At 62.8% G+C, this 23516-nt stretch carries 29 protein-coding genes and 1 tRNA gene; 5 read left to right on the top strand and 25 right to left on the bottom strand.

Annotated features, from left to right (window positions below):
- Window positions 1-42: 42 nt before the first annotated feature.
- Complete coding sequence (locus tag Har1131_RS14075) at window positions 43-462, bottom strand: universal stress protein (RefSeq protein ID WP_014039673.1); 420 nt, start codon at window positions 460-462, stop codon at window positions 43-45.
- A gap of 321 nt (window positions 463-783) precedes the next feature.
- Between Har1131_RS14075 and Har1131_RS14070 the strand changes: the two genes are divergently transcribed.
- Window positions 784-1674, top strand: a complete 891-nt coding sequence (locus tag Har1131_RS14070; protein ID WP_014039674.1) for a universal stress protein — start codon at window positions 784-786, stop codon at window positions 1672-1674.
- Window positions 1675-1692: 18 nt separating this feature from the next.
- Here Har1131_RS14070 and Har1131_RS14065 read toward each other — a convergent pair whose 3' ends face one another.
- The 7 genes from Har1131_RS14065 to Har1131_RS14035 all read right to left on the bottom strand — a co-directional run bounded on the left by Har1131_RS14065 (window position 1693) and on the right by Har1131_RS14035 (window position 5050).
- Window positions 1693-2316 (bottom strand): J domain-containing protein, encoded by a 624-nt coding sequence (locus Har1131_RS14065; RefSeq protein ID WP_014039675.1) that lies wholly within the window; start codon window positions 2314-2316, stop codon window positions 1693-1695.
- Between the two features lie 97 nt (window positions 2317-2413).
- A complete protein-coding gene (locus Har1131_RS14060; protein ID WP_014039676.1) occupies window positions 2414-3172 on the bottom strand; it encodes a proteasome assembly chaperone family protein in 759 nt (252 codons plus the stop codon).
- A gap of 5 nt (window positions 3173-3177) precedes the next feature.
- The gene (locus Har1131_RS14055) at window positions 3178-3360 is read right to left on the bottom strand and encodes an RNA-protein complex protein Nop10 (protein ID WP_151146913.1); all 183 of its coding nucleotides are present in this window, start codon (window positions 3358-3360) and stop codon (window positions 3178-3180) included.
- 30 nt (window positions 3361-3390) lie between these two features.
- Window positions 3391-4191, bottom strand: coding sequence for a translation initiation factor IF-2 subunit alpha (locus tag Har1131_RS14050; RefSeq protein ID WP_014039678.1), 801 nt, complete (start codon window positions 4189-4191; stop codon window positions 3391-3393).
- Window position 4192: 1 nt separating this feature from the next.
- The gene (locus tag Har1131_RS14045) at window positions 4193-4366 is read right to left on the bottom strand and encodes a 30S ribosomal protein S27e (RefSeq protein WP_004518703.1); all 174 of its coding nucleotides are present in this window, start codon (window positions 4364-4366) and stop codon (window positions 4193-4195) included.
- Between the two features lie 2 nt (window positions 4367-4368).
- Window positions 4369-4647 (bottom strand): 50S ribosomal protein L44e, encoded by a 279-nt coding sequence (locus tag Har1131_RS14040; RefSeq protein ID WP_004593654.1) that lies wholly within the window; start codon window positions 4645-4647, stop codon window positions 4369-4371.
- Between the two features lie 139 nt (window positions 4648-4786).
- Entirely contained in the window at window positions 4787-5050 is a 264-nt protein-coding gene (locus tag Har1131_RS14035; protein ID WP_151146910.1) for a hypothetical protein, read from the bottom strand.
- Between the two features lie 186 nt (window positions 5051-5236).
- On the opposite strand from Har1131_RS14035, the gene Har1131_RS14030 reads away from it, so the two are divergent.
- Complete coding sequence (locus Har1131_RS14030) at window positions 5237-5509, top strand: HAH_0734 family protein (RefSeq protein WP_004593652.1); 273 nt, start codon at window positions 5237-5239, stop codon at window positions 5507-5509.
- A gap of 60 nt (window positions 5510-5569) precedes the next feature.
- On the opposite strand, the gene Har1131_RS14025 is transcribed toward Har1131_RS14030, so the two are convergent.
- Entirely contained in the window at window positions 5570-7888 is a 2319-nt protein-coding gene (locus Har1131_RS14025) for a DUF2298 domain-containing protein (protein WP_151146907.1), read from the bottom strand.
- 117 nt (window positions 7889-8005) lie between these two features.
- Here Har1131_RS14025 and Har1131_RS14020 point away from each other — a divergent pair, with 117 nt between their 5' ends.
- From Har1131_RS14020 to Har1131_RS14010, 3 genes are all read left to right on the top strand, one after another.
- Window positions 8006-8773, top strand: coding sequence for a glycosyltransferase (locus tag Har1131_RS14020; protein ID WP_014039681.1), 768 nt, complete (start codon window positions 8006-8008; stop codon window positions 8771-8773).
- Window positions 8773-9255 carry a GtrA family protein gene (locus Har1131_RS14015; RefSeq protein ID WP_151147300.1) on the top strand — a complete coding sequence of 161 codons (483 nt, stop codon included), beginning with the start codon at window positions 8773-8775 and terminating at the stop codon, window positions 9253-9255. Before Har1131_RS14020 ends, Har1131_RS14015 begins: the two co-directional genes overlap by 1 nt.
- 74 nt (window positions 9256-9329) lie before the next feature.
- A tRNA-Met gene (locus Har1131_RS14010) sits at window positions 9330-9404 on the top strand.
- A 150-nt stretch (window positions 9405-9554) separates the two neighbouring features.
- Here the strand turns inward: Har1131_RS14010 and Har1131_RS14005 are convergent.
- The 16 genes from Har1131_RS14005 to Har1131_RS13930 form a co-directional block, all read right to left on the bottom strand.
- Window positions 9555-9959: a hypothetical protein gene (locus tag Har1131_RS14005; RefSeq protein WP_225308123.1), complete on the bottom strand. Its 405-nt coding sequence runs from the start codon at window positions 9957-9959 to the stop codon at window positions 9555-9557.
- A gap of 153 nt (window positions 9960-10112) precedes the next feature.
- Window positions 10113-10682 (bottom strand): hypoxanthine/guanine phosphoribosyltransferase, encoded by a 570-nt coding sequence (hpt, locus tag Har1131_RS14000; protein ID WP_004518711.1) that lies wholly within the window; start codon window positions 10680-10682, stop codon window positions 10113-10115.
- A 44-nt stretch (window positions 10683-10726) separates the two neighbouring features.
- Complete coding sequence (locus Har1131_RS13995; protein WP_151146901.1) at window positions 10727-12622, bottom strand: hypothetical protein; 1896 nt, start codon at window positions 12620-12622, stop codon at window positions 10727-10729.
- Window positions 12619-13107 carry a hypothetical protein gene (locus Har1131_RS13990; RefSeq protein ID WP_151146898.1) on the bottom strand — a complete coding sequence of 163 codons (489 nt, stop codon included), beginning with the start codon at window positions 13105-13107 and terminating at the stop codon, window positions 12619-12621. The genes Har1131_RS13995 and Har1131_RS13990 overlap by 4 nt, the downstream gene beginning before the upstream one ends.
- Window positions 13108-13402: 295 nt before the next feature.
- Complete coding sequence (locus tag Har1131_RS13985) at window positions 13403-13885, bottom strand: type IV pilin (protein WP_151146895.1); 483 nt, start codon at window positions 13883-13885, stop codon at window positions 13403-13405.
- Between the two features lie 262 nt (window positions 13886-14147).
- The gene (locus Har1131_RS13980; RefSeq protein ID WP_151146892.1) at window positions 14148-14726 is read right to left on the bottom strand and encodes a hypothetical protein; all 579 of its coding nucleotides are present in this window, start codon (window positions 14724-14726) and stop codon (window positions 14148-14150) included.
- 113 nt (window positions 14727-14839) lie between these two features.
- Complete coding sequence (locus Har1131_RS13975; RefSeq protein ID WP_151146889.1) at window positions 14840-15304, bottom strand: type IV pilin; 465 nt, start codon at window positions 15302-15304, stop codon at window positions 14840-14842.
- A gap of 194 nt (window positions 15305-15498) precedes the next feature.
- The gene (locus tag Har1131_RS13970) at window positions 15499-17283 is read right to left on the bottom strand and encodes a Na(+)/H(+) antiporter subunit D (protein WP_151102969.1); all 1785 of its coding nucleotides are present in this window, start codon (window positions 17281-17283) and stop codon (window positions 15499-15501) included.
- A complete protein-coding gene (locus Har1131_RS13965) occupies window positions 17283-18974 on the bottom strand; it encodes a proton-conducting transporter membrane subunit (protein WP_151146886.1) in 1692 nt (563 codons plus the stop codon). The genes Har1131_RS13970 and Har1131_RS13965 overlap by 1 nt, the downstream gene beginning before the upstream one ends.
- Complete coding sequence (locus Har1131_RS13960; RefSeq protein WP_058990880.1) at window positions 18971-20470, bottom strand: monovalent cation/H+ antiporter subunit D family protein; 1500 nt, start codon at window positions 20468-20470, stop codon at window positions 18971-18973. Before Har1131_RS13960 ends, Har1131_RS13965 begins: the two co-directional genes overlap by 4 nt.
- Window positions 20463-20819, bottom strand: a complete 357-nt coding sequence (locus Har1131_RS13955) for a cation:proton antiporter subunit C (protein WP_014039689.1) — start codon at window positions 20817-20819, stop codon at window positions 20463-20465. The genes Har1131_RS13960 and Har1131_RS13955 overlap by 8 nt, the downstream gene beginning before the upstream one ends.
- On the bottom strand, window positions 20819-21292 hold the full coding sequence (locus tag Har1131_RS13950; RefSeq protein WP_008310507.1) for a Na(+)/H(+) antiporter subunit B: 474 nt from the start codon (window positions 21290-21292) through the stop codon (window positions 20819-20821). Before Har1131_RS13950 ends, Har1131_RS13955 begins: the two co-directional genes overlap by 1 nt.
- Window positions 21289-21834, bottom strand: a complete 546-nt coding sequence (locus tag Har1131_RS13945; protein WP_014039691.1) for a DUF4040 domain-containing protein — start codon at window positions 21832-21834, stop codon at window positions 21289-21291. Before Har1131_RS13945 ends, Har1131_RS13950 begins: the two co-directional genes overlap by 4 nt.
- On the bottom strand, window positions 21831-22151 hold the full coding sequence (gene mnhG, locus Har1131_RS13940; RefSeq protein WP_014039692.1) for a monovalent cation/H(+) antiporter subunit G: 321 nt from the start codon (window positions 22149-22151) through the stop codon (window positions 21831-21833). Before mnhG ends, Har1131_RS13945 begins: the two co-directional genes overlap by 4 nt.
- On the bottom strand, window positions 22148-22423 hold the full coding sequence (locus Har1131_RS13935) for a cation:proton antiporter (protein ID WP_005535719.1): 276 nt from the start codon (window positions 22421-22423) through the stop codon (window positions 22148-22150). The genes mnhG and Har1131_RS13935 overlap by 4 nt, the downstream gene beginning before the upstream one ends.
- The gene (locus Har1131_RS13930; RefSeq protein ID WP_044952163.1) at window positions 22416-23459 is read right to left on the bottom strand and encodes a monovalent cation/H+ antiporter subunit E; all 1044 of its coding nucleotides are present in this window, start codon (window positions 23457-23459) and stop codon (window positions 22416-22418) included. Before Har1131_RS13930 ends, Har1131_RS13935 begins: the two co-directional genes overlap by 8 nt.
- Window positions 23460-23516: the final 57 nt, after the last annotated feature.

Genomic DNA, 23516 nt, shown 5'->3' with positions numbered 1-23516 from the left:
GGCAAATGTGTGGCCGTCAGTTCATCTCTCAGTCTCCGCCGATCACCGAGCGACGATGACTGGAACGGGTGAGTTACGGAACACTTTCTGGGCGACGTTCCCGACGACCAGTCGATCGGCCAACGCGCCGCCGTGACTTCCGAGTACGACCGCATCGAAATCGTCGGCTCTATTCAGAATCGCCCGAGCCGGATGTCCCAGTTGTACCTCGGTGGTGATTTCGACATCGTACTCGGCAGCGATCTCCCGAGCGTCGTCGAATACCGCCTCCGAACGCTCCTCCGCGGCCGCTTCGATGTCGTCCGAAAGAGCCAGTGCCGTGGCCGCTCCCCCCAACGGTGACGGTCCGCCCACGACGTGTAAGACAGTAATCTCCGCCCCAGGGTGGTTCTCAAGGGCGTACTCGAGCGCCCGCTGGGCCATCTCCGAGTCGTCCATCGGAACGAGAATCTGTGAGATCATATCCCGACTACGATCAGGTGGCTGATAAAACGGTGGTGCGCTTGTCTCATACTGTTGGCTGTAACTATTTCAAGATATTCGCCACCCTGAGGTGGCGAAATTCTTCACAGATGTACAGCCGACAGTATCAGGATAAGCGACGTATTACTACTGTGGTGATCTTCTATCTCGCTACGGCTTTTGTCGGGTACTGTGTCGGTTGAACGAGGCGTGCGAGATGCAGCACGCGTACGCGGCATAAGATGATTCTCGAATGGACGACGCTACTTCGTGGTGAGAATCGAACGTAGTGTTAAATCAATAGCCTGTCAAACTGTGTCCATGAGCCGAACGATCGACTCGATTCTCGTGCCGACCGACGGCAGTGACGGCGCACGGATCGGTGCCCGGCGAGGTATCGATCTCGCTGCCACAATCGGTGCCGACCTCCACGTACTGTCAGCGGTTGACTCCCGTGACATCGAACCGGATCTGAATTCTGACGGGCAGACTGACCGGGAGCGTCTCCTCGAAGCGGAGGCAGAACGAGCGGTGGATTCCATCGCCAGACTCGCCCGGGCACATCTCTCTGGGCACATCACGACCGCTGTCGAGTCGGGCATCCCGTTTCAAGTGATCAACGACTACGTCGATACCCACGATATTGATCTCATCGTTATGGGGACACAGGGACGGACAGGGTTCGAACGGGTTGTCCTCGGGAGTGTCGCAGAAAAGACGCTCCGGACCGCAGATGTCCCGATTGTCACGGTAACGCCGGACGGGGACATCGTCGAAATCGGCGACCAGCGGTACGACAACGTTCTGCTCCCGACTGACGGCAGCGAGGGCGCAGAACTCGCGATCGAGTGGGGAATCACGCTAGCTGAGGTGTTTGACGCAACGATACACACGATGTATTCCGTCGATACGAGTCGCTTCGGCGGCGTTGAGGGGGCAGCCGAGATTCACGACGCGCTTGAGCAGACCGGCCAGGAGGCACTCGAGACGGTCCATGAGCGTGCCAGAGATGCAGGCGTCAGTGTCGCGGGTAATATCGCAAGCGGCCCGGCTGCACGCGCTATCCTCTCCTACAGCGAGGAACACGATATCGACCTCATCGCGATGGGAACACACGGTCGATCCGGCCTCACGCGATATCTGACCGGAAGCGTCACTGAGACGGTTGTCCGTAATGCGGCTGTACCGGTCTGTTGTGTCCCGATGCAGTGACAGGTGTTCAGTCTCTCCCTACGATGCGCGCTGTCTCGACGCACCAGACGCGTGCTGTTTTGCAGTGGTGTACGCTTCCCGGACACGCTTGAACTCGTCCTCGTTGCCACCGTGGTCCGGGTGGACCTCCTTGACGCGCTCGCGGTAGGCCGATTTCACGTCGTCCAGCGACGCGCTCTGGGTCAGGCCCAGTTCGCTGAACGCCTGCACTGTCGGGTGTGGTTCCTCCTCAGGGTCCGGACCGAGGTTGACTTCGGGCGTCTCGAAGGGCAGGCGCGCGCCGAGGTAGACGCCGGGCATCTCGTGTTCGACCAGTACGGGAACAGTCGGCGACCGTTCGATGCGGTAGTACGCCCGGGCGTCGAACGTGATCGCCACGTCCCGTTTCGGCAGGTAGAAGGCGACGTGTTGCCCCTCGACGAAGTGGTTCTCGGCGAACTGCTCGTCGATGGCGGTGAGGTACTCCCGCAGCTCCGCCCGGCGTCGCATCTCTCCGCCGTCGGTCGCCTGCCGGTTCGGCCGCTCGGCCGGAAACACGCGGTTGGCGAGGACGAACAGCCCGGCGACGACGAGGGTTCCGGCGACACCGAGGACGAGCCCGAGGAGCAGCCACTCCGGTAGGACGCCCGGTTCTGTCTGCACGCCCCTCCGTTAGGCTCCAGTGGTAAAGAAATTCCCGCTCTCCGGTAGCAACGACTCCGAGGTCACCAATACCGAGCCACGGGAACGGCAATCTGGCTCAGCCGATATACCTGAGGTCCTCGTCGGCGGGCGACGGGGAGTTCTGCTGTTCCATCTCCTGAATTTTCCGGACGACCTCCTCCATCTCGTCGGCGCGGTCCTCAAGCGAACTGTAGTCGACCTCGAACCCGATGACGTCCTGAAGGATTTCGAGGACGGCCTGCGCGCTCTTGGGATCGACCAGGTAGCCCGACGTTTCGCCCATGAGACAACTGGCCGGCACGTCGCGGCGCTTGCTCAGGCCCAGCAGCAGGCCGGAGACGCCGACGATACCGCCCGCTGGTTCGTCCTCGCGGAAGGCCACGCCAGCGTCCTCCAGCGTTTCCTTGAAGTCTTCGGTCGTCGTCGCGCCGAGTACGTCGTACTCCTCGATGAGTTCACCGGTCGGGACGCCGCCGAGGGCGAACACCCGCTGGACGCCGAACTCGTCGGCGATGTCGAGGAACGTGTCGGTCAGGCCGTAGTGGCCCTGGTTGTCCTGCGCCTGGTGGTCCCCGGAGAGCACGAGCAGGTCCTGGCCCTCCTCTGGCGTGACAGCGTGGAACTCGGCGCAGGCGAGTTGTGCCTGGCCGTCATCGATGCTGACCTGCGGTGGGAAATGCGTCGAGTAGACGCGGCGGACGAGCTCGCTTTCGAGCTCCTCCAGCAGGTGTTCTGCGGCGAGTTTGCCGACGTGGCCGACGCCGGGCAACCCCTCGACCAGTACCGGCTCGTCGAGGTCGGGGTCCGCTACGCGCTCGATGTCGAATTCGTCCATACGGCTTATTCGCGGCTGCGGCGCTTAAGAGAACGTCGATACTCGCCGTAGCTGTCTTCGGGCGAGAACGGCGCGGGTGCACTGTTGACCGCCTCGCCCCCGCAGTCCGGACAGGTGTCACCCAGCGTGTACACCGGCCGGTCGTGTTCGGATTCCCAGGCGGCACAGACGCGGATGTCCGATTTCATCGGTGGTGAATCACTGGAGCGACGATCGACTTACTCGTCGTCTTCGCTGCGCTCGCGGTGGAACTGCCCCGAACCACCGTGTTGCTCGACGACCTTCGCGGCGCGGTCCGCACTCTCTTCGAGCGCGTCCTCGGCGGTCTTGTAGTCGGGCGCTTGTACCTGAATGCGGTACTCGGGTGAGCCGACGTAGGTCACTTCGAGTTCGATCTCGTTGGGGACCTCACCGTTGCCCTCCGCAGCCTGGAGCGCTTCCTTGATGACGTCGACGCCGTCGCTTTCGGGACAGGACAGGTCGACGTAGCCGGTGACCTGCACGTACGGCACGGAGACGTTGTTCCGGGCCGTCTGGACGATAGCGTCGATCTCCTCCTCGGAGAGGTCGACGTCTTCGAGGGCGTCGTTGCCGTGGATCGCCGCCGACTCGAACCCGTCGTACATCGAGCCGAACTCCGCCAGCAGTTCGTTGGCGATGGCGGCGTAGGTCTCGTCGTCTAAGTCCTCGCCGAAGGCCAGTTCCATCCAGTTGTCGGCCTTCTGCTCGTTTTTCCACTCCTGAATCTTCTCTTTTCGCTGGTGGTCGTTGACGTCCTTGATCGAGAGGTCGATCTGCTGGGCGCTCTCGTCGACGTCAAGCACCTTGGCAACGACTGTCTGCCCTTCGTTGACGTGGTCGCGGACGTTCTTGATCCATCCGCTGGCGACCTCGGAGATGTGACAGAGGCCGCGCTTGCCCTCGTACTCGTCGAGGTCGACGAACACGCCGAAGTCCTCGATCTCGTCGATCTTGCCGACGACGAGTTCGCCCGGTTCGGGCCAGCCGCTGTATTTCATCCTATCGGGCCTCGACAACGGCGGTCACTTCGCCTTCGATGTCGGCCTTGCCGCCCGTCGGGCGGGCGATAGTGTGGCCACAGACGGCGCACGAAACTTCGCTCGCGGCCTTCTCGAAGAGGGTCTGTTCGTTCTCGCAGTCGGGGCATTCGACGGTGATGAAGCTTCCTGCCATCGTTACTCCTGGAACTCCAGTCGGCCGGCGCGCCATCCCTCGCGGAGGTGGGCCTTCCCACACTCGCCACAGCGGTACTTGAGGTCCGTCTTCTTGGTGGGCTTGTCGCCACCCGGGACCTTCGAGAACTTGCCGTCGTTCCCGATACCGGAGTTGCGTTCGCGCTGGCGGTCGATCCACTTCATGCCGGTCTGACGGCCGCTACGGACTTTCTCGACCTCGTGTTCCTGGTGCTCGTTACAGTGCGGACAGTACGTATTGAATCGTCGTGGCATCTGCATAGATATCGGCCTTACCGAGCGATTTGACGTGGCCGCTTAAAACCCGTTTGGTTCGCACCTGCTGTGTGCCCCACAGTACCGTCCCTGTCACACGACTAACCGCCATATTCAGCCCGTCCGCGTTCCGCCACTGCTCCGGCTACTGGAACCGGGCTGACGGTCCACTAGATTCGATTCGGACTGCCCCGAACACACCTGATTCCGAACCCGAGAGCAGTTCGAGATTCACCGCTTCGCCAGCAGAGAGCGACCGGAGCTTCGTCGCCAGTTCGTCGTCGATGTAGTCCACGACCTCGTAGACTTCGTCGGCTTCGACGTCCCGGAGTTCCATCCGTCCGTCATCGCCCATCGGGCTGACCACGACCGAGGCCCGCTCGCACGACCGCTGCTGTTGTTTCAACATACACGACTGTCGCTATTCCGGATATATAAATATCCGATATCAGGATGTTAACCATCTAAACACTATCGGCAAGAGTATAAGGTCATTCTAGTCACAGGTAGTTCACCTGTCGCCCGCTGTCGGCTAGTGCGCTGTGTCGCAATCGGCTTCGAAGTCACTAAGTACGCTGTTGGCAAAGGAACGGGCATGAAGAAGCTCATTATCCACGGCGACCCGGGGCTGCGAAAGGGCGGCCGCATCGAGTACGAGGACGAGGAGTACGAGGTGTTCTCAGTTTCGCGGCAGGGCGACTGGCATGGCCCGGACCGACCACAGCTCTGGTGTACCATCGGCTCGGAGGACGAGGAAGAGACGTTCAAACGCCAGGAGTACATCCCGATGCATCTGGATACGGACGACATTGAGGCCGAAGCCGTTACCGTCCTCCGCGAGCGCGCGCCGCCGAACGCCGAGTCCTGACCGGCCCGACACTGCGCGCTGAGTAACTGCCGTTCGCCCGCAGCAATCCGCTCTCCGTTTTCAGAAGTACTCCGGTCGCACCTGATAGATAGTGACGCCGTCGGCCTGTTTCGCCACGGTCACGCCCTGTAGCTGGTCGACAGTCACGTCGTCGTAGCGGGCCCGCTCTGCGGGGCCGACGTAGACGTAGCGCACGTCGTAGGCTTCGAGGAGGCGACGCTGCTCGGCCGGCTCGCCCGTGTAAATCGTCGCCACGTCGTCGACGCGGCGGTCATACACCGTGTCGTTGCGGTACTGGGCCTCGTGAGTCCAGCCGGCGACGGTCGGCAGGCCGGTCAGGCTCGACGGTGCGCTTGCGCCCTCACCGTCGTCAGCATCCCACTGGTAGCTCGCCGGTGCGGCCGTGACGATGGTTGGCCGGCCCTGAGTGTTGTCGTCAAGCCACCGAATCGCCTCGGCTTCCTCGGGATGGTCGTCGTCGAGATAGGCCAGCCCGTCCAGTGTCGGATCGCCCGCGGCCTCGACGTGGTTCGAGAGGGCGAACATGCCGTACAGCGACGCCGAACAGACCAGCAGGGCGACGAACGTACGGACGCCGATGCTGGTCCATGCTCGCGCGCGGTCGTCGGTCGGCCGCCAGCGGGTGAGCAGCCACGCTAGCACGGGGCCGGCGGCGACCCCCCAGAGCACCCACACCTGCATGTACGTCTTGAAGACGGTGTTCATCCGGCCGATGTTCTCCCTGACGAAGACGAACTCGACGAGGAGAACGAGGCCCGCACCGGCGAGAATCAGCACGGCTTCGAAGCCAACGGGCCGGTCGCCGCCGTCAGCGAGCGCCGGAACCGCGTCGACGGTACGGTCAAGTGTCGGCGAGCGCGCGAACAGCCACGCGCCGAGCAGTAGCGGGACGAGCAGCCCGACCGCTGCGATGTCAAGTGTGGCCGCAAGCGCCGCCGTTCCGACGGTGACGAGACCGACGATACGGGCCGTGCTCCGGCCAACGGCACGGCCGGTCTGGGCGTACAGGTACAGCCAGAACGGGGCGACGAACAGGCCGTGAACGGCCAGGAGCTCCAGCAGTGAGGTTCGGTCGGGCAGGACGGCAATCTCGCGTCCGCTCGCCGGGCCGAGCCAGAACGGGAGCGACCAGAGCAGTCCCAACGCGATCACGACAGCAGCGACGGCCAACCCCAGTCCGATTCGGACGCCTTCCTGGCTCGCTCCGTTCAGCCGGAGCCGCTGTCCGACGTGCTTCGGGAGGAGCGTCGTTGGGTCGGCCGGCGCGACGGTGACCGTCAGCAGGGCCAGCCCGCCCATCGACGGGAACGACCAGGTGTTCGTCACGGCCATGATGCCGGCGACGGCCGGGAGCGCGCCGAAAAGCAACGCGAGCCGGCGTCGGCGTTCCGCGGCCGGCGTCTGGTAGTAGCTGAAACAGAGCGCGGCGGCTAGCAACAGGAAGCCCGTGCTCATCATGTGGGCGTGCATGTCGCCGTTGAGCCAGGCGAACAGCGGGAACTCGTCGATGACCAGCGCAGCGCCGGGCTCGTACGTTCCGAAATCGGCCGCGCTGTCCTCGATGACGCGGCTCGCATCCCAGTAGCTGAACGAGTCCGGCCCCGCCGCGAGCCCCTCCAGTTCGTAGCCGGCCCGCTCGGCGACGGTCTGACTCAGCTCACCGGGCAGAAGCCAGATGACGAACTTGGCGGGTGTCGACAGATTGCTTGCGATGCCGACACAGAACGCTGTGAGGCCGGCGGCCAGTCGTCGCGGGAGGCCACGTTCGCTCGCGACAGCGCCAGCCAGTCCGTACGCTACCGTGACCAGCGTGGCGTAAAAGCCAGCCAGGGCGAGATTGTACGCGAACTGTCCCGCGGTTCCCGTTATTCTGGTGAGAATCGCCGCGACGAGGTGGCCGCCGTAGTAGTACGCGACCGGTTCGCCGGCGAACCACATGTCCTCTAGCGGGAGGCTGTCGGCCCGCACGAGCGACTGCAACAGTCCGAAATCGAGGAACTTCTCGCCGCCAATGGGGACGATCCCGGGGTCAAGCGCGCGGATGCCGACGACGAACAGAAACGCGACTGTGAACACGCCGGCCGTCTCGGCGTAGGTTCGGGCGTTCGGTCCGCCGTCAGTCCGCCAGACAGCCAGCGTACTCACGGCGAGAGCGACGACACCGAGCCAGACACCTAGCGTCAGCGAGAGGCGACCGACGAAATAGGTGACCAGCCACAGTATCGATACCGCGACCGGGACGCCGAATGCGAGTCCGCGGTCGGCGAAGCGAGGGAACAGCAGTCCAGCGACGGTCCCGCCAGCGTACAGTAACAGGAGGTAGAGGGCGAGCCAGGTGGCGAGGAGCCCGTATTCCATCAGTGAAGGGACCGGTTCGCTGGCCTATACGCTTTTTCGTTGCTCCCGGACTTATGACCTGATTAGGGACCGGTAGCTTCGAACTGTTTTTACTTCCGCCTGTCCGATTACTCGGCAATGTCGCCGACCGTTGGGGTTGTCCTCCCAGCCTACCGTCCCGACATGGACCAGCTCGGGACCTATATCGCCGCTATCGACGATGCCCTCAATCCGCGGACTATTGTCGTCGAACTCGATGCGCCACGAGACGGCGTCCCTGCACAGCTCCGGTCGCTCCCGGCAGCGGTCCACACTGTGCCCTACCGTCGCGGGAAGGGCGCAGCGATCACCGCCGGGTTCGAGCGACTGGAGACCGACGTGTTGGCCTTCGTCGACGCCGATGGGTCGACACCGGTCCGCTCGCTCGAACGGATACTGGACCCGGTCACCGACGGCCGAACGGACCTCGCTGTTGGCTCCCGCCGTCACCCAGACGCGACGGTCGCTACCCATCAAACGTTCGCCCGGCGGTTCCTCGGCGACGGCTTTGCGTGGCTCGCCGGCCGGTTGCTCGACGCGCGGCTGTACGACTATCAGTGCGGTGCGAAAGCCATCGACGCAGCCGCCTGGGAGCGCGTCCGTGACCATCTGTACGAGCCCGGCTTCGCGTGGGATGTCGAACTGATAGCTATCACCGCGGCGCTGGACCTGTCTATCGAAGAGGTCCCAATCGAGTGGGAGGACAAGCCAGGCTCGACGGTGTCGCCGATACGGACGTCGATAGACCTGCTCGAGGCACTGCTGACGGCCCGCCACCGGTCGAAGCAACTGCGCGATGATCGCTTCCACACGGCTCTGGCCGATCACCTCGACGAACCAACCGCCCTTGTCGAGAAAGACCGATGATGGACATCGAACAGCAGGTTCGCCGCGTCGTTCCCGACCGGTTCGAGTCACTCGTATCGGGCGTCCGGTTCGGCCAGTTCGTCTCCGTCGGTGTCGTCGGCGCGATCAGCGACAACACGGTCCTCGCCATACTCGGCCTGGCGTTCGGCGTCAGCGATATGTGGGCCAAAGCCGCCGGCGTCGAGACGGCGATCCTCGTGATGTTTCTGGTCAACGAACACTGGACGTTCGCCGGCCAGGGCGACACCGGCCGCCGTTCGTTCGCCAAACGGCTCGGGAAATCCCATCTGGTCCGGTCCGGCGGCGTCGCGGTACAGCTCGCCGTCTACTGGCTGCTTACGCAGTGGCTGACGGTTGAACTCGTTGTCGCCGGAACTGACCTGTGGTTCATCGCTGCGAGCCCGCTCGCGATTGGAGTCGCGATGCTGGTCAATTACGTCGCCGAGAGCATCTTCACCTGGCAGGTTCACGCGGACGAGTGAGAATAGCGCGTTACTAACTCACGGACGGCACTCGAATCACAACCCTTAATGAGGGGACCGGACTACGAGAAGGTAGCGGGATGGGATAGCCAGGAGATTCCGGCGGGCTCATAACCCGCAGATCGGTAGTTCAAATCTACCTCCCGCTATGTTCTGTCGCTCACAAATCCGTGAGCGACTGGAGTAGTCCAGTAGATTTGAAGTAGGTCACGAGCGACCAAAGGGAGCGACGTGAACGTGGTTCAAATCTACCTCCCGCAATGTTTTCGCGCTGCAGACTGCTTTCAGCCTGTTCACCGCTATTGCTCGCTGCTGTACCCTTCTCCGGCCGCTGTGAGTGTTCGGTACAGCGTGGCAACCAACGCCGCGACGAGCAGCACGCCAAGGACTTGTGCAGCCGTATTCTGCGTCTCGAATGCCCACGGGAGCGACAGCGCTAAAAACCCGATAGAGACGATAAGTCCGGCGAGTGTCGTGACGGTGACTAACAGATACCGGGCAGCACGCTGAAATGAACCGCCGCGGTCCAGCGTAGCGAGCCCGTGTCGCTGTACCATCGCCCCCTCCAGCGCCAGCCAGAGTGCCAGCAGTGCGGTCACGCTGAAGCCGATGGTTCCAAGCGGGTCCGGAACCGCGACTCCTATTATATCGGCGATGATTCTGCCTGCGAGGACGAGTAGCCCGAGCGTCAGTGGCCCAAGCAAGACAAGTGAACTAAACAGCGCGGCGAAATCCTTTGTGAGGGACCGAATGGAGGGGGACACAACAGCCAGTGTCGGCTCAGGTTTTTGTAAGCCTACTGGTGACTACTGGCGGCTCGCCCTCGCCTCGCTACAGGAACCGTATCAACAGCCGCTCTAATCGTCGCCGTGCTCGTCGACGATGGTGACCTCGCCGTCGATGACCTGAACGTTGATCAGCGTCTTGGCGTCGTACCCCGCCTCGTCGAGCTTGTTCGTTCCGTCGGCTTTCTTGATGACACAGACGATGTCGCGGATGTCCGCGCCGATGTCTTCGAGCGCGCCTGTGAGTCCGGCCAGCGTCCCACCGGTCGAGAGCACGTCGTCGAGGACGAGCACTTGGTCGCCCTCGTACACGTCGTTGACGTACATCTCGCTCTCGGAGTAGCCGGTCACCTGAGACAGCGATACCTCACCGTCGAGTCCGTACTGGCGCTTGCGGACGACGACGAGTGGGATGTCGGTCATCAGCGAGACGGCTGTGGAGATGTGGATACCCATCGCCGCCGGTGTGACGATCTTGTCGACGTCGTCGAGTTCTGCCTTCCGAATGATCTTGATGACGATTTCGCGCAGAAGTTCCGGTCGAAGCATCGGGACCCCGTCGCTGATGGGGTGGACGAAGTAGTGATAGCCTTCCTTCTCGATAATTGGCGCTTCGAGTAGGGACTTCTTGAGTCGGTCCATGCCGTCGGTACTACAAGCCCGTACTAAAATTCTCCGTCACCGACTCAGTAGAGTGCCAGCAACTCACCGAGCGCTCGCATCATCGGCAGGAGGTGCGAATCACCCAGTGCGTAGTACTCGACGGTGGTCAGGAGTAGAAACACCGTCGCAACGCCCGTTGCGGCACCGAGAAGCACTGCTCCGGTCTGCCCGGCTCGGTCTTCGGAGCGACCACACAGTGCCCAGATACCGAGTGGAATAGCGATTCCAAGCGCGAGCAGCGCGTGCAACTGGAACGCTTCGCCGATGCCGTTCACCGTCAGCGCGACGAACACTACGGTCACCTGCCCGCCGATCAACACTGTCCCCGCAACTGTCCAGAGGAACACGTCCCAGTGGTCCGCGAGGCTCCCGCGTACCGCTGGTAGCCGCACGAACAGATACACGCCGAGCGGATAGAGCGGGAACAGATACCGGGCAGTCACCTGCGCGTGCAGCGGCAAGCGGCTGTTGTACAGCAGGACGACGCCGACGAACGCCGTTATGGCGAACGCGTCCACGACACGGTCGGCGCTGAGCGTTCGGTCGGCCATCGACGAGGGCAAACGCAGCCGTCGGAGGACTGGAAGCGCGCCGAGCATAGCAACGAGTACCGGCGCAGATTCGAGCAGCGAGAGATTGACGGATTCCTCACCGGTGTTATCGAGCGCACCGTCCGCGCTTCCCGACCGCACGAACGCGTGGTACACGTCATCTGGTTGCTGCTGGAGCGTTTTGAGTCCCGAAACGAGTTCGCCGCCAAGCAGCAGCAGTGGCCGCACCCCGCTTTCCACAGTCCCGAGCAAGGGTGCCAGCGGCGTGAGCAATCCACCGGACCCGCCACTGCCGCCACCACCGCTCGTGCCGCCTGTTCCGTCTCCCCCGAGGGAGCCGCCACCGGAGATCAACCTCGGGGGTTTGATCGGCGACCCGGAGATGGCGATATTAGTGAGGATGAACGGCAGCAGGGAGAGGGCGAAGACGATGCCGATACGAGCAAGCGTTCGTGGACTGTTGTCCGGAGCTGTCGGGATGTCGACCAGCGCCAGCGCGACACAGAGCAGGAGCGCTTCCGGAGCGTGGACCCACGCGTACAGTCCCACAAGTGCGTAGGCCAGCCAACGGAACGTCTGTCGCTGCGTGATAACTGCCCCGTCTGCTGGCTTGCGGCTCCGATAGAGGCAGTACGCGATGCAGACGACCACCGTCCCGGTGACAGCGTGGCGCTTTGGCACCGTCGCCCAGAAGGCCAGCGGTGTCCCGGCTGTGAGCACCACGGCGCTCAGGAGCCCCAGCCGGCGTGTGTGCATCCGACTGAGAAGCCGATAGAAAACCACCGGCGTAAACGCCGCGATGAGGAGATGCGTCAGTTGCAGCGCGTACAGATGGGTTCGGCCGGCGTCGAGTGGCTGTGCCAGCGCGACGTTCAGTCCGAACAGTCCCAGCACGGCAACGGTACCGCTGTAGAGGACCCAGTCGCCGTCGGTGTAGTGACTGCACTGGACCACCAGTGCCAGCAGCGCGAGCGACCAGAGCGCGACCAGTGCAATCCGGAGTTCGACGACAGCGGTGAGCATGTCGAGCACGAACACGGCCGGCAACGAGAGCACGATGACACCGTAGTTGCGCGCGTACCACTGGCCGCCGTACCTGCTCGCCCCCGGCGTATCGAGTCCGGGGCCGTAGGCCGCCTCGGTCATCGCTAGCTGTCCGTTCGAGAGGCTGTACAACCCGTTAGCCAGCGTGTAGGAATCGTTTATCAGGAATGCCGTCCGCCACAGTAGCCCGAACAGCACGACCGTCGCGAGAAACACAGTCAGGCCGAGCCGGTCGCCGAACAGCACCGAGTATGCCGTCTCGCGGGTGTTCGACAGCGCGGGCGTCCGCTGTCGGAGACGCCCGACGAACTCCGTCGCCGTCATTCGACCACCGATATCGTGACGTTGCGCGTCGCCACTACGCCGTGGCCCGCCCCGTCGCGCTTGCTCACGGTCACTGTTCCGTTGTACTGTTCGCGCTCTATCTCCCCGTCGGTAAACGTGTCCGACGCCAGCGTCAGGTCGTAGGTATCACCGGTCGAGTCGTCCAGGAAGTGATTCGTCGTCCGCGTGTACCCCAGTTCCTCGATTGTGAGTTCGTAGACGAGTGTCGGCCGCCCGGTCCGATTCGCGAAGTGTACGCGGACCGGCGGCGCATCGAGGTAGTAGCTCGCCGCGCCGTAGGACCCCTTTTCAAGCGTTACTTTCTCCGGCATTTCAACTGTGGAAACCGTGACATTGCCAGATTCGAGTGCGACTGGTTCTGGTTCCGTTGCCAGTGTCACGCCGGGGACCAGCGGGCCGGAGAGCAGTGTGACGCCGAGTATAATGGCTATCACACTGGTAATAACAGCCCGCGTTCTTTCCATTGTTACCAGTCACTAGATATCTGGCAATAAAAGTATCGTGACGGATTCTCGGGTTTGATTCTAAGCCGGCGACTCTGACGCCAGAACCCCTCTCTGAGTTGGCTTCCCGACCTATTAGAAGGGCGTAAAAGGGGAGACCTATGTTTGAGATGATATAATCACTGCAACAAGGCGAGAGCGTAGCGAGTCGCAGTAGCCAGCGTCTCGTGGCCTTTCTGGTTGTATTGGTTTGCTGCTACCAGAAAACAACGGTGCTGCCGCTCAGTGGCTGAAAAACAAAGAAATGGTGGCCGGATTATGCGTCAGGACCGGTGTCTTGTGCGAGCGTAGCAGAGCTGTCGCCTTCTTGCGTCTCGTAGACGACTCGAACTTCGTAGTCACTCGGAACACCATCATCTGCATCGTCACCAAGACGGGCGGAACTTCCAGCGGTCACCTCAGAATCCGAATTCAGGCTTCCATCAACCGCTGTCGATGTCCACTGGCCGGTATTCCCGTCCCCACTGGTTTGATTGTCCATATTACTTCCGCGAACGTACAGTTCCTTTGGACTGATACTGTCGCCACCGTCGTGCGTAATCGTCAGTGCCCGCTCGGTACCCCCCTCATAATCGAAGGAGAAGCTAGCCTGCGGCGTGGCCTGCTGTGCCTGGTCACCGAGACCAAGCACAAAGGAGGCAATTACTGCGGCCAGAATGACCGTGATTGCGACCATCAGGATGACCCCGATGACCGGCGACACTGCGTCGTCGTCGTGGATGAGTTGTTTGATATCCATGGTTTATTCGACGCACACCGCGAGTGTGACCCGAGTAGGAACCCCCTATACATCGAAGGATTTCCTTACCGGCTCGCGGGGTGTGCTGACTCAACCACATGGGATGTGCCCACTTATACTCACAACACGTTTTAGCCGTTCAACGTTGCCTTGAAAGCCTTCAAGGCTGGCTGTACCGCCGAAATTCGATATGGCGGTGCGTGGATAGTTCACCGGTAGCCGAGACAAACGAAACAGTACAGGCCGTGAAATAAACAGGAGTTTAGTTGTCGGACTCGGCTTCCTGTGCCACATACTCGGTCAGTGTCATCTCACGACCGGCGTACGTGTGATAGCCCGCGGAGACGCTGAGTACAACCGCAATCAGTGTGGTCCAGACCAGCGGCGGAATTGCCGTGAACGGATAGACGCCGACCCAGAGGATCGTCACGACTGCCAGACTGACCGCGCCGAGCGAGAGGTAGTACTCGCGCCAGGGGAACTCGCTTCCCGGCACGATTTCGAGATAGACGGTGAGTTCCTCCGTGTGTGAAGTCTTGGAGATCGTCCCGTTTTCATCGTCGTAGTCGATGATACCCGTCTCATCCATCCGCGGAAGATGAGACTGCTGTAGCGTGGTGTAGACGCGCTTTCGTTGCGCGCTCGTGACTTCGGTGTTCGGGCAGTCGTACTCCTGTGCGGCGACGTGTGACGCGAGGTCACCGAGCTGTACTGGCCCGTCGTGTTCCCGTAGATACTGCAACGTGTAGCGACGCCGTTCGTTCTGCAGGACGTCGAATATCTCTCCTTTGGAAAGGTCATTATCTGTCGCAGACTCCGACCGTTCTACCTGCTTACTCATATCATATTCTCCAGTTCCCCACCACCCATCGCAGGGAATACAGCCAAACTCAGAGTGTGCATCAGTTATAAACTCACGGATTTCACTGCCGGAAAAAACGATATGTCGCGAGCTTATGCGTCAGGTCCGGATGCAGTGGCGAGCGTTGCGGAGTTGTCGCCGGTAGCCGACTCGTAGACGACGCTGAAGTCGTAGCTATCGTCAGATACCATGACAGCGACTCTGTCTCCTGCAACAACTTTGCTGTTACTGCTGGCGTTGGCACTCGGCCACTGCTCGTTATTGCTATCGATTTCATTAGTAGCAGCAGCGCCGGAGTTGAATCCACTTCCTCTGAAGTAGAGGTTGCTTGCCTTGATCGAATCACCACCGTCGTGGGTTACCGTAACTTCGCCCTTGTCTGAGTCGTAATCTGTACTAAAGCTAGCTTGCGGTGCCGTGTTGCTGACCTGATCGCCCAGACCGAGGACGAATGTTGCGATAACGGCCGCGAGGATGACCGTGATTGCGACCATCAAGATGACCCCGATGACCGGCGACACAGCATCGTCGTCGTTGAAGAATCGTTTGAGTTCCATGGTTATGTCCGCACGCATCAACAGGTTCCCCTGTTATGCCGTGCTTATCGAATCGTGGCTATGGAGATATATAAGTCTGCACCTGTATTATCAGAGACTGTAATCACTTCCTCTGCTAACAACTATTTTGGGGTGTTTGAACCCAGTTATTTCCGATTGAACCCGCAATTATCACAGAATATGTTTTTAGAACATCATGAAAGGGCCAGCAGTGCCACCGTAACGAAGACTGCGAGGATGAGGATGCTGAGTCCGATACCGGCCCGCATCGGATGTGCGAGGCTGTCGTCGTCACGAAGCCGTGCAACCACGTCGTTCGGGGAAGTCACTGTTCGCGTGATGATGCCCGTCGCACGGACCACTGCACGGTCGACGGCGGCGTACAGTTCGGTCACGCCGACGACGAGGCCGCGGGAGCCATAGAAGACGGCGGGGTTGTACAGCGAATCGACGTCCGGGACGCGGCCGAGCTTCGAGAGGGGCTTCTTTGTCACCGCGAAGCCGATCAGCCCGAGGACAGCGAGCGCGACTCCCTCAATGAGATGGGGAATGGTGTAGGTCTCGTAGACGTGGTCGACGACGGCCCCGCTCGTCACGTCGAACGGAAGGATAGTGAACAGGGCTGTGTCGTACACACCGTAGATGATACAGAGCGCGGCTACGGACACCATGGCGATGCTTTGGCCGCGGTTCGCGTCCGGCACGCTGTCGTCGTATTTGCCGTGGAAGAACGCGTAGTAGCCGAACTTGATGAACGACATGAACGTGCCGACGCCGCCCAGCAGTAGCATCCACTCGAGCGTATAGAACTCACCGAGTGGGAGCGGTCCCTTGCCGAAGGTGTAGTGGCTTCCAGAGATGATGATGCCCTTGCTGACGAACCCGTTGAAGCCGGGGAAGCCGGCGATAGACAGCGCAGCGACGGAGAACGCCCCAGCGGTGATAGGCATCTCTCGCCAGAGGCCGCCGAGTTTCTTCAGGCTCTCCGTACCGGTTCGGTAGATGACGACACCGGCGGTCATGAACAGCAGCCCCTTGTAGAGGATGTGGTTGAATACGTGCGCGAACGCGCCGGCCTGAGCGAGCGGCGAGCCGATACCGACGCCGGCGACCATGTACCCGACCTGGGACTGGATGTGATAGGAGAGGAGCCGCCGCATGTCGTTCTGGAACAGTGCGAACAGCGCGCCGAAGATAGCCATCCCGCCGCCCATGTACGCGATGGCTTCGTGGCCGTTGGGGAACGCGCGGTACATCCCGTAGACGCCGGTCTTTGTGGTGAACACGCAAAGGAACACGCTGGCGGCGATGTGCGGGCGCGGATAGGTGTCGGGTAGCCACGCATGCAGGCCGATGAAGCCGACGTTGACGCCGATACCGATCGCGGCCAGCGCGGCGGCCAGCCCGGACGTGATGCCGGCCGTCTCCGGGCCGCCCGGCACCGACGCGAACAGGAACGTCTCCACCTCGACGTAGTGCCGGAGGATGGCGGCCATCAACAGCGTGCCGCCCAGGCCGTGCAGCAGTGCGTACCGGAAGCCGGCCCGGACTGCCTTGCCGCCGTAGTGCCACACCAGCAGCGTACTGGTGACGGCCATCAGCTCCCAGAAGAAGATGAGTGTGAGCCAGTCGCCGGCGAACACGGCCCCGAAGCTCGTCGCAACATACGAAAGCGCGAACGCCGTCTGTGTGGTGTCGGCCTCACTGGCGTAGGAGTAGAGGACGGCGACGGCGGCGATGAGGCCGAAGATGATGCCCATCAGCCGGGAGAACGGGTCGACGTTCAGGAGGACGGCCTCAAAGCCAAGGAAGCTGTCTACATGGAGGTGTGCACCCTCAGGGACCACGACTGCCCATGGCACCGCCAGCGCCGGGACGAGCGCACCGACGGCGTGCCCGGCCCGCCGCGGGAGTCGGGACACGACGATTGCCAGCGCGAGCAGTATGACCACCGGCGGAACCGTCGTCAGCATCGACATTAGACGACCACCCCCGGGAGATTCTCGACGATAGTATCGACGATTTGCAGGAAGATCGCCGTGTGTGGCACCGTCCCCAGCAGGAGCGACAGCGTGGCTGCGGTGAGTATCGGCCCGAGCATAAACCACGTACTCTCGCCGCCGCGCCAGCCGCGGTCGTCCCAGCCGCCTGCGGGCGGGCCGCCGTGGTGTTCGTGTTCTTCGTGGTGCTTGCCGAGATGGTCGACGTGCTGTGGGTCCGGAACATCGCCCTCGTCGGAGTGACCGTCGGCAGCGCCCGATTCGTGGTCCTCACCGCCGTCGGCCCGAACCTCGTCTCGCCCGCCAAGTGGTCCCCCGATGAGCGGCTTCTCGTCGTGGCTCTCCGGCGACTCGAAGTACGCCTGGTAGACGATGGGCCAGAAGTACGCGATGTTGAGTACGCCCGAAACCAGCAAGGCTGCGGCGAAGATGAGCCCGCCATCGAGGCTCAACGCGCCGATGACGAGATACCACTTGCTGACGAAGCCAGCGACCAGCGGAATCCCGGCCATTCCGGCCGCAGCGACGGCGAAGGCGGCCATCGTCAGCGGCATCCGCTTCCCGATGCCGGCCATGTCGCTGATGTCGTCGGTGTGGGTCTCGACGTGGATCGCGCCGGCACAGAAGAACAGGGTGAGCTTCATGAACGCGTGGGCGGGGATGTGGAGCAGGCCGCCGGTCAGCGCCTGTCCGTGGAGTAGACCCAGTCCCAGTACGATATAGGAGAGCTGGCTTATCGTCGAGTACGCCAGCCGCCGCTTGAGGTTGTCCTGTCTGAGCGCGATGATACTCGCTGTCAGGAGGGTAAAGGCCGCAATCGCGGCGAGCGGGAGGCCGACGCCGAGTTGCTCCATCGTTCCGGTTCCGTACACGTCGAGGACGACCCTGGCGATACCGAACACGCCGCTTTTGACGACGGCGACGGCGTGCAACAGTCCGGACACCGGCGTCGGCGCGACCATCGCGTCCGGGAGCCAGGAGTGCATCGGCATCAGTGCGGCCTTGACGCCGAAACCGGCCGCAAGCAGGGCGAAGGCCGCCCGCGCTAACGTCGGGTCGGCCGTCGCGAGCGCTTCGATACCGCCGGGCGTGAATGCGGTCGTCCCGGCGAGGACGAACACGAGGACGGTCCCGCCTAGCACAGCGACGCCGCCGCCGAAGGTGTACGCGAGGTACTTCCGGCCGGCGGCGCGGGCCTCCTCCGTCTCGTCGTGGGTGACGAGCGGGTACGTCGACACCGTCAGCAGTTCGTAACAGACGAACAGCGTCAGCAGGTTCGACGCGAAGGCGACGCCGATAGCCGACGCGAGGCTGGCGGCGAAGGAGGCGAAGTATCGGGTCTGGGCGTGTTCGTTCAGCCCGCGCATGTAGCCGATGCTGTAGAAGCTCGTGACGATCCACAGCAGACTCGCGAGCAGGCCAAACAGCAACCCGAGCGGGTCGACGCTGAACGCCAGTTCGATTCCAGTGGCGAACTGTCCGATTGCGAACTCGTACTCTGTCCCGCTCAGGACGCCAGGGACCATGCTCGCAATGATCCCGAACTTCGCGAACGCGACGAATAGGGTCACCCCCTCCCGTACGTTTGGTCGGCCCTTGAGCGAGAGAATCGCGGGGATGGCCACCGCCGAGACGAGGATTGCCAGGATTGGGCGTAGCGAATCAGTCATTGGTTTAGAAGGGGTGGAAGTGTGTCCTCAAGCATTGCTTGTAACTCCGGTACGGCTGCGGTCAGCGCGACCGCGAGTGCGGCCGCGATGACGACGACGGCGATCATCCCGAACGAGACCGCCTGTCCGCTCCCGTCCGTCACGGGAGCCTCAGCAGGTGTCTCCTCCGAGTGGATGGTCGCCTCGGCGAAGTAGAGCCGCTCGACGAGGCGGGCGAAGTACGCGAGCGTCAGCAGGGTACTCGCGAGTAACACGGCCACGACGGGCCAGTTCTCGGCGTTGACCGCGCCGAGGACGATGTACCACTTGCCGACGAAACCGACCGCCGGCGGCACGCCGACCATCGCCAGCGAGAGCACGGCGAAGCAAAACGCCGAAATCGGGACGCGGCTCCCCATCCCGGCGTAGCCGTTCACCGTCGTCGCGCCCGTCTTACGCTCGATGACCCCCGTTGCCGCGAACAGCCCGCCTTTCATCACTGCGTGGCCGAGCAGGTGGACGGTCGCGCCGACGACGGCCAGCGGGGTCGCGATGGCGAATCCGGCGACGACGAGGCCGAACTGCGACACCGAAGAGTACGCGAGCATCCGCTGGACGCTGTCCTGTGAGACGGCGAGTGCGCTCCCCGCGATGATGCTCACGCAGGCCAGGCCGACCAGTGCCCAGCGAGCGACGGGCACGGCCGTCAGGAACTCAACGGTGAACACGGAAAACAGCAGGCGAGCGAGCGCGTACGCCGAAACCGTCGAGACGAGCGCCGAGATGAACGCGCTCACGGTGTCCGGCGCGTTCGCGTACGCGTCTGGCTGCCAGGTGTGCAGCGGGAACAGGGCGACTTTCACCGTCAGCCCGCCGATCATCAGCCCGAACGCGGTCAGGACGAGCGTCGAGTCGTAGGCCGCCATCTCCCCGAGTTTGCTCGCCAGATCGGCCATGTTGAGCGTCCCCGTCGCCGCGAGCAGGTAGCCAACGCCGAGCAGATACAGCGAGGCCCCGACGGTCCCGATGATGAGGTACTTCAGCGCCGCGACGGCGGCGCTCGCGTCCCGGCCACTGGCTACGAGGCCGTACGCTGCAAGCCCCGTGATTTCGAGGAACACGTAGAGATTGAACACGTCGCCGGTGACGGTCATCCCCGTCAGGCCGGCGACCAGCAGCAGGTACAGGCCGTAGAAGGCGTTCGAGTGCGGGCCGGCCTGTCGGGCGTACGCGAGCACGCCCAGTGACACGACGGCCACGAGCAGGGCGACGGCCCCCGAGAGCCCGTCGACGACGAGTTCGATGCCGTACGGGGCGGCGAAACCACCGACCGCGTAGGAAACGGTCCCGCTCGTACTGACGGTCCACGCCAGCAGGCCGGCCAGACCGGCCTGGCCGACGAGCGTCAGCGTCGCGACTGGCCACCCTGCCCGGTCGCTCACGAGGCTGGCGACCAGCGGCACCGCGCCGCCGATAATCGGCAGGACCACCAGTAACACAGGGAGTTGTTCAATCATAGTAGAGCTGTTTGAGTTTGTCTTCGTCCAGCGTCCCGTACTCGGTGTAGATGCGGATGATAAGCGCCAGCGCCACGGCGGTCAGGCTCACCCCGACGACGATAGCGGTCAGGATGAGGACGTGTGGCAGCGGGCTCACGTAGGGGCCGCCACCCTCCTTGATTATCGGCGGATCCCCGCCGGCCCGGAACGCGAGCGTGATGAAAAACAGGAAGATGCCCGTCTGGAAGATGTTCATCCCGATGACCTTCTTCACGAGGTTCTGGGACTCGATGAGCATGTAGAGGCCGATACCCAGCAGGAGCATCACCGCGAAGTAGTTGTAGTGTGAGTTCAGCAGTTCAAACATTAGCTCTCATCCTCCGGTGAGTCGACGGCGTGGCCGAACCCGGCCGCGAGCAGGAAAAAGAGGCCGATGGCAACGCTGGCGACGATACCACCGATGGCCAGTTCGACGAGCTCGATGGCGTAAGCGACCACATGCGAGATGAACTGTTCGTACAGGTGGTATTCGAGGAAGTTCCCGCCCAGGAGCATCGTTCCCAGACCGATTGCTGCGAACGTGAGCACGCCGCCGGACGCGAGCGCGGCGACGACGCGGACGTCGAGCCAGTCCCGGGCCGCATCGATGCCGTAGGCGAAGGCGAGCATCATCACGACCGACCCGGCGATGACCCCGCCCTGGAATCCCCCGCCGGGGGAGTTCGCGCCGTGGAACATCACGAACAGCGCGAAGGTGAGGACGAACGGCGACACCACGCGGACCGTCGTCATGATGATCGTGCTCTCGACGTAGAGCCCGGTTCGCTCGTCGCTACTCATGCGAACACCTCCTGTCTGAGGACGGTCAGTGCCGCCACGCCGGCGGAAAAGACTACGACCGCCTCACCAAGCGTGTCGAATCCACGGTAGGCCGCGAGCACGGCCGTTACCGCGTTGTGGACCTCCGTGTCCGCGTATGCGTTGTCGATGTAGTGCTGTGTTACCTCGCCGCTGACGACGGGGTTTGCCGCGCCCTCCGCCCCAACGGCAGGCAGCGACGGAACCGTCGCTATCATGACGACGACGAACGCGCCGACCAGGACGACGGTCGGGACGCTGATCGACTCGAACAGGCCGTTTTCCTGTGGCCGAACGGTGTTTGCCAGCGCCAGGATGAACAGGATCGTCATGATGCCGGCCCCGACAGCCGCTTCGGTCAGCCCCACGTCAGGGGCCTCAAGCATCACCCAGATAATGGAGATGCCGAGGCTGTAGGCGGCAAACGCCATCAGCGACGCCAGCACGTCACGGAGTACGGCCGCGCCGATAGCACAGCACAATACGAACACCAGCAACACTCCCTCGATGAGCGAGAGCGTCATGACTCGCCCTCCTCATCGCCGGCAGTCCACGGCTCGATACCCTGGTCCTGTGCCGCCCGTGCGACGGCGTGGGCGGCGGTGGGGTTCGTTAGAAACATAAACACCAGCAGGAAGACGGCTTTGATCGTCGCGAGGTCGGTCTGAATCGCGAGCGCGGCGGCCCCGATAGCGAGGACGGCACCCAGCGTATCGCTCTTCGAGGCCGCGTGCGTCCGAGTGTACACGTCCGGCAGTCTGACGATGCCGACCGAGGCGACACCAGCGAAGAACGCACCGACCAGTGCGAGTACGACGATCCCCCACTCCAGCGGCGTCATAGCACACCCCCGTGTTCGACGTTGAACTTCGAGAACGCTATCGAGAGCAGGAAGTTCAACAGGGCGTACACGAGCGCGATATCGAGGAACAGCGGCTTATCGAGCGCGCCGGAGACGAGTGCGATAGCGATGACGGTGTTCGTCCCCATCACGTTGACCGCGATGACTCTGTCGTGGTCCGTCGGCCCCGCGAACACGCGGTACAGCGACACGATAGCGAACAGGACGAACGCGCTGGCGATCGCCAGCAGCGCCGCCTCGAACTCAATCATCGTCGGCCACCTCCGGGTCGTCGATGTCGCTCTCGATTGTGCCGTCGCCGTCCCCCTGCCCCCGTTCGCGCGGCGAGGGAATCGCTGCGGCCTCCCGGCCGTAGAAGACGAACCGGACGGCCCGTTCGAGGCCGCCGTCGAACAGGTCCTCGCGCGCACTTCCGGTGAGCGAGTGGATATCGAACGCCTGTTCGGAGACGCTGACGGTGAGCGTCCCGGGCGTCAGCGTGATGCTGTTTGCCAGCGTCGTCACCGGCCCGTCTCCCCAGATGGCCGCCTCCAGTTCGACCATCTCGGGGTCGATTGGCAGCGACGGGTGCAAGACGACGTAGGCGATTTCGAGGTTCGCAATTGCGATCTCTTTGAGGAGGTACGGGATGTAGAGGGCCATCCGGGCGAACTGCCCCGGAACCCGTGTCAGCGACGGCTGGCGACTGAACGCGATCGGCGCAAGCAATGCAGTGACGATAGTCGCCGTTATCGCGCCAGTGAGGAAATCCAGCGGTTTGTACGAACTCAACAGCAGATAAAACAGGTACGACGCCCCGAAAATGGTGAGATACTTCGGGAGTGTCGCGGCGCGAGCGAGCGCGGTCGACCGTGCCGGCCGCTCGACGGGTGCGGTCTCGACGTCGATATCGCCCCGGACGAGTTCGACTTCGAGCGGCCGGAGCATCGGCGTCGTGCCGCCCGGGTTGAACTCCGGATCGAGGACGACCCGTTCGATGCTGTGTTCGTCGGCGTAGGCCAGTATGACGTCGGCGTAATCGCCGGGGCTGAACAGGTAGCGGTCGGCACCGATGACGCCCAGTTCCACGTCGAGGTTCGACGGTGGGTCAGCACCCAGATCCTCGTCGAGCCAGACCTCGATGCGGTCGAGCAGGTCTTTGGCCTGGCCGAGTTCCGTCTGCGCGTCGGGGTCGACGGCGCGCGTGCTTGCGACGGCGACGAGATGCAGGGATACCTGTTGCTGTCCCTCTCTGGCCGCCGATTCGGCCTGTTCAATGGCGTAGGCGACGGTGTTACGGACCGTCACCGAATCGGCTACTGGCACGAGCAGGCGACGGGGTGGTAGTACAGTCACAGTATCTGT

The organism is Haloarcula sp. CBA1131, assembly GCF_008728975.1.
Classification (GTDB): domain Archaea; phylum Halobacteriota; class Halobacteria; order Halobacteriales; family Haloarculaceae; genus Haloarcula; species Haloarcula hispanica.
This window is presented reverse-complemented; position numbering and strand designations above follow the sequence as displayed.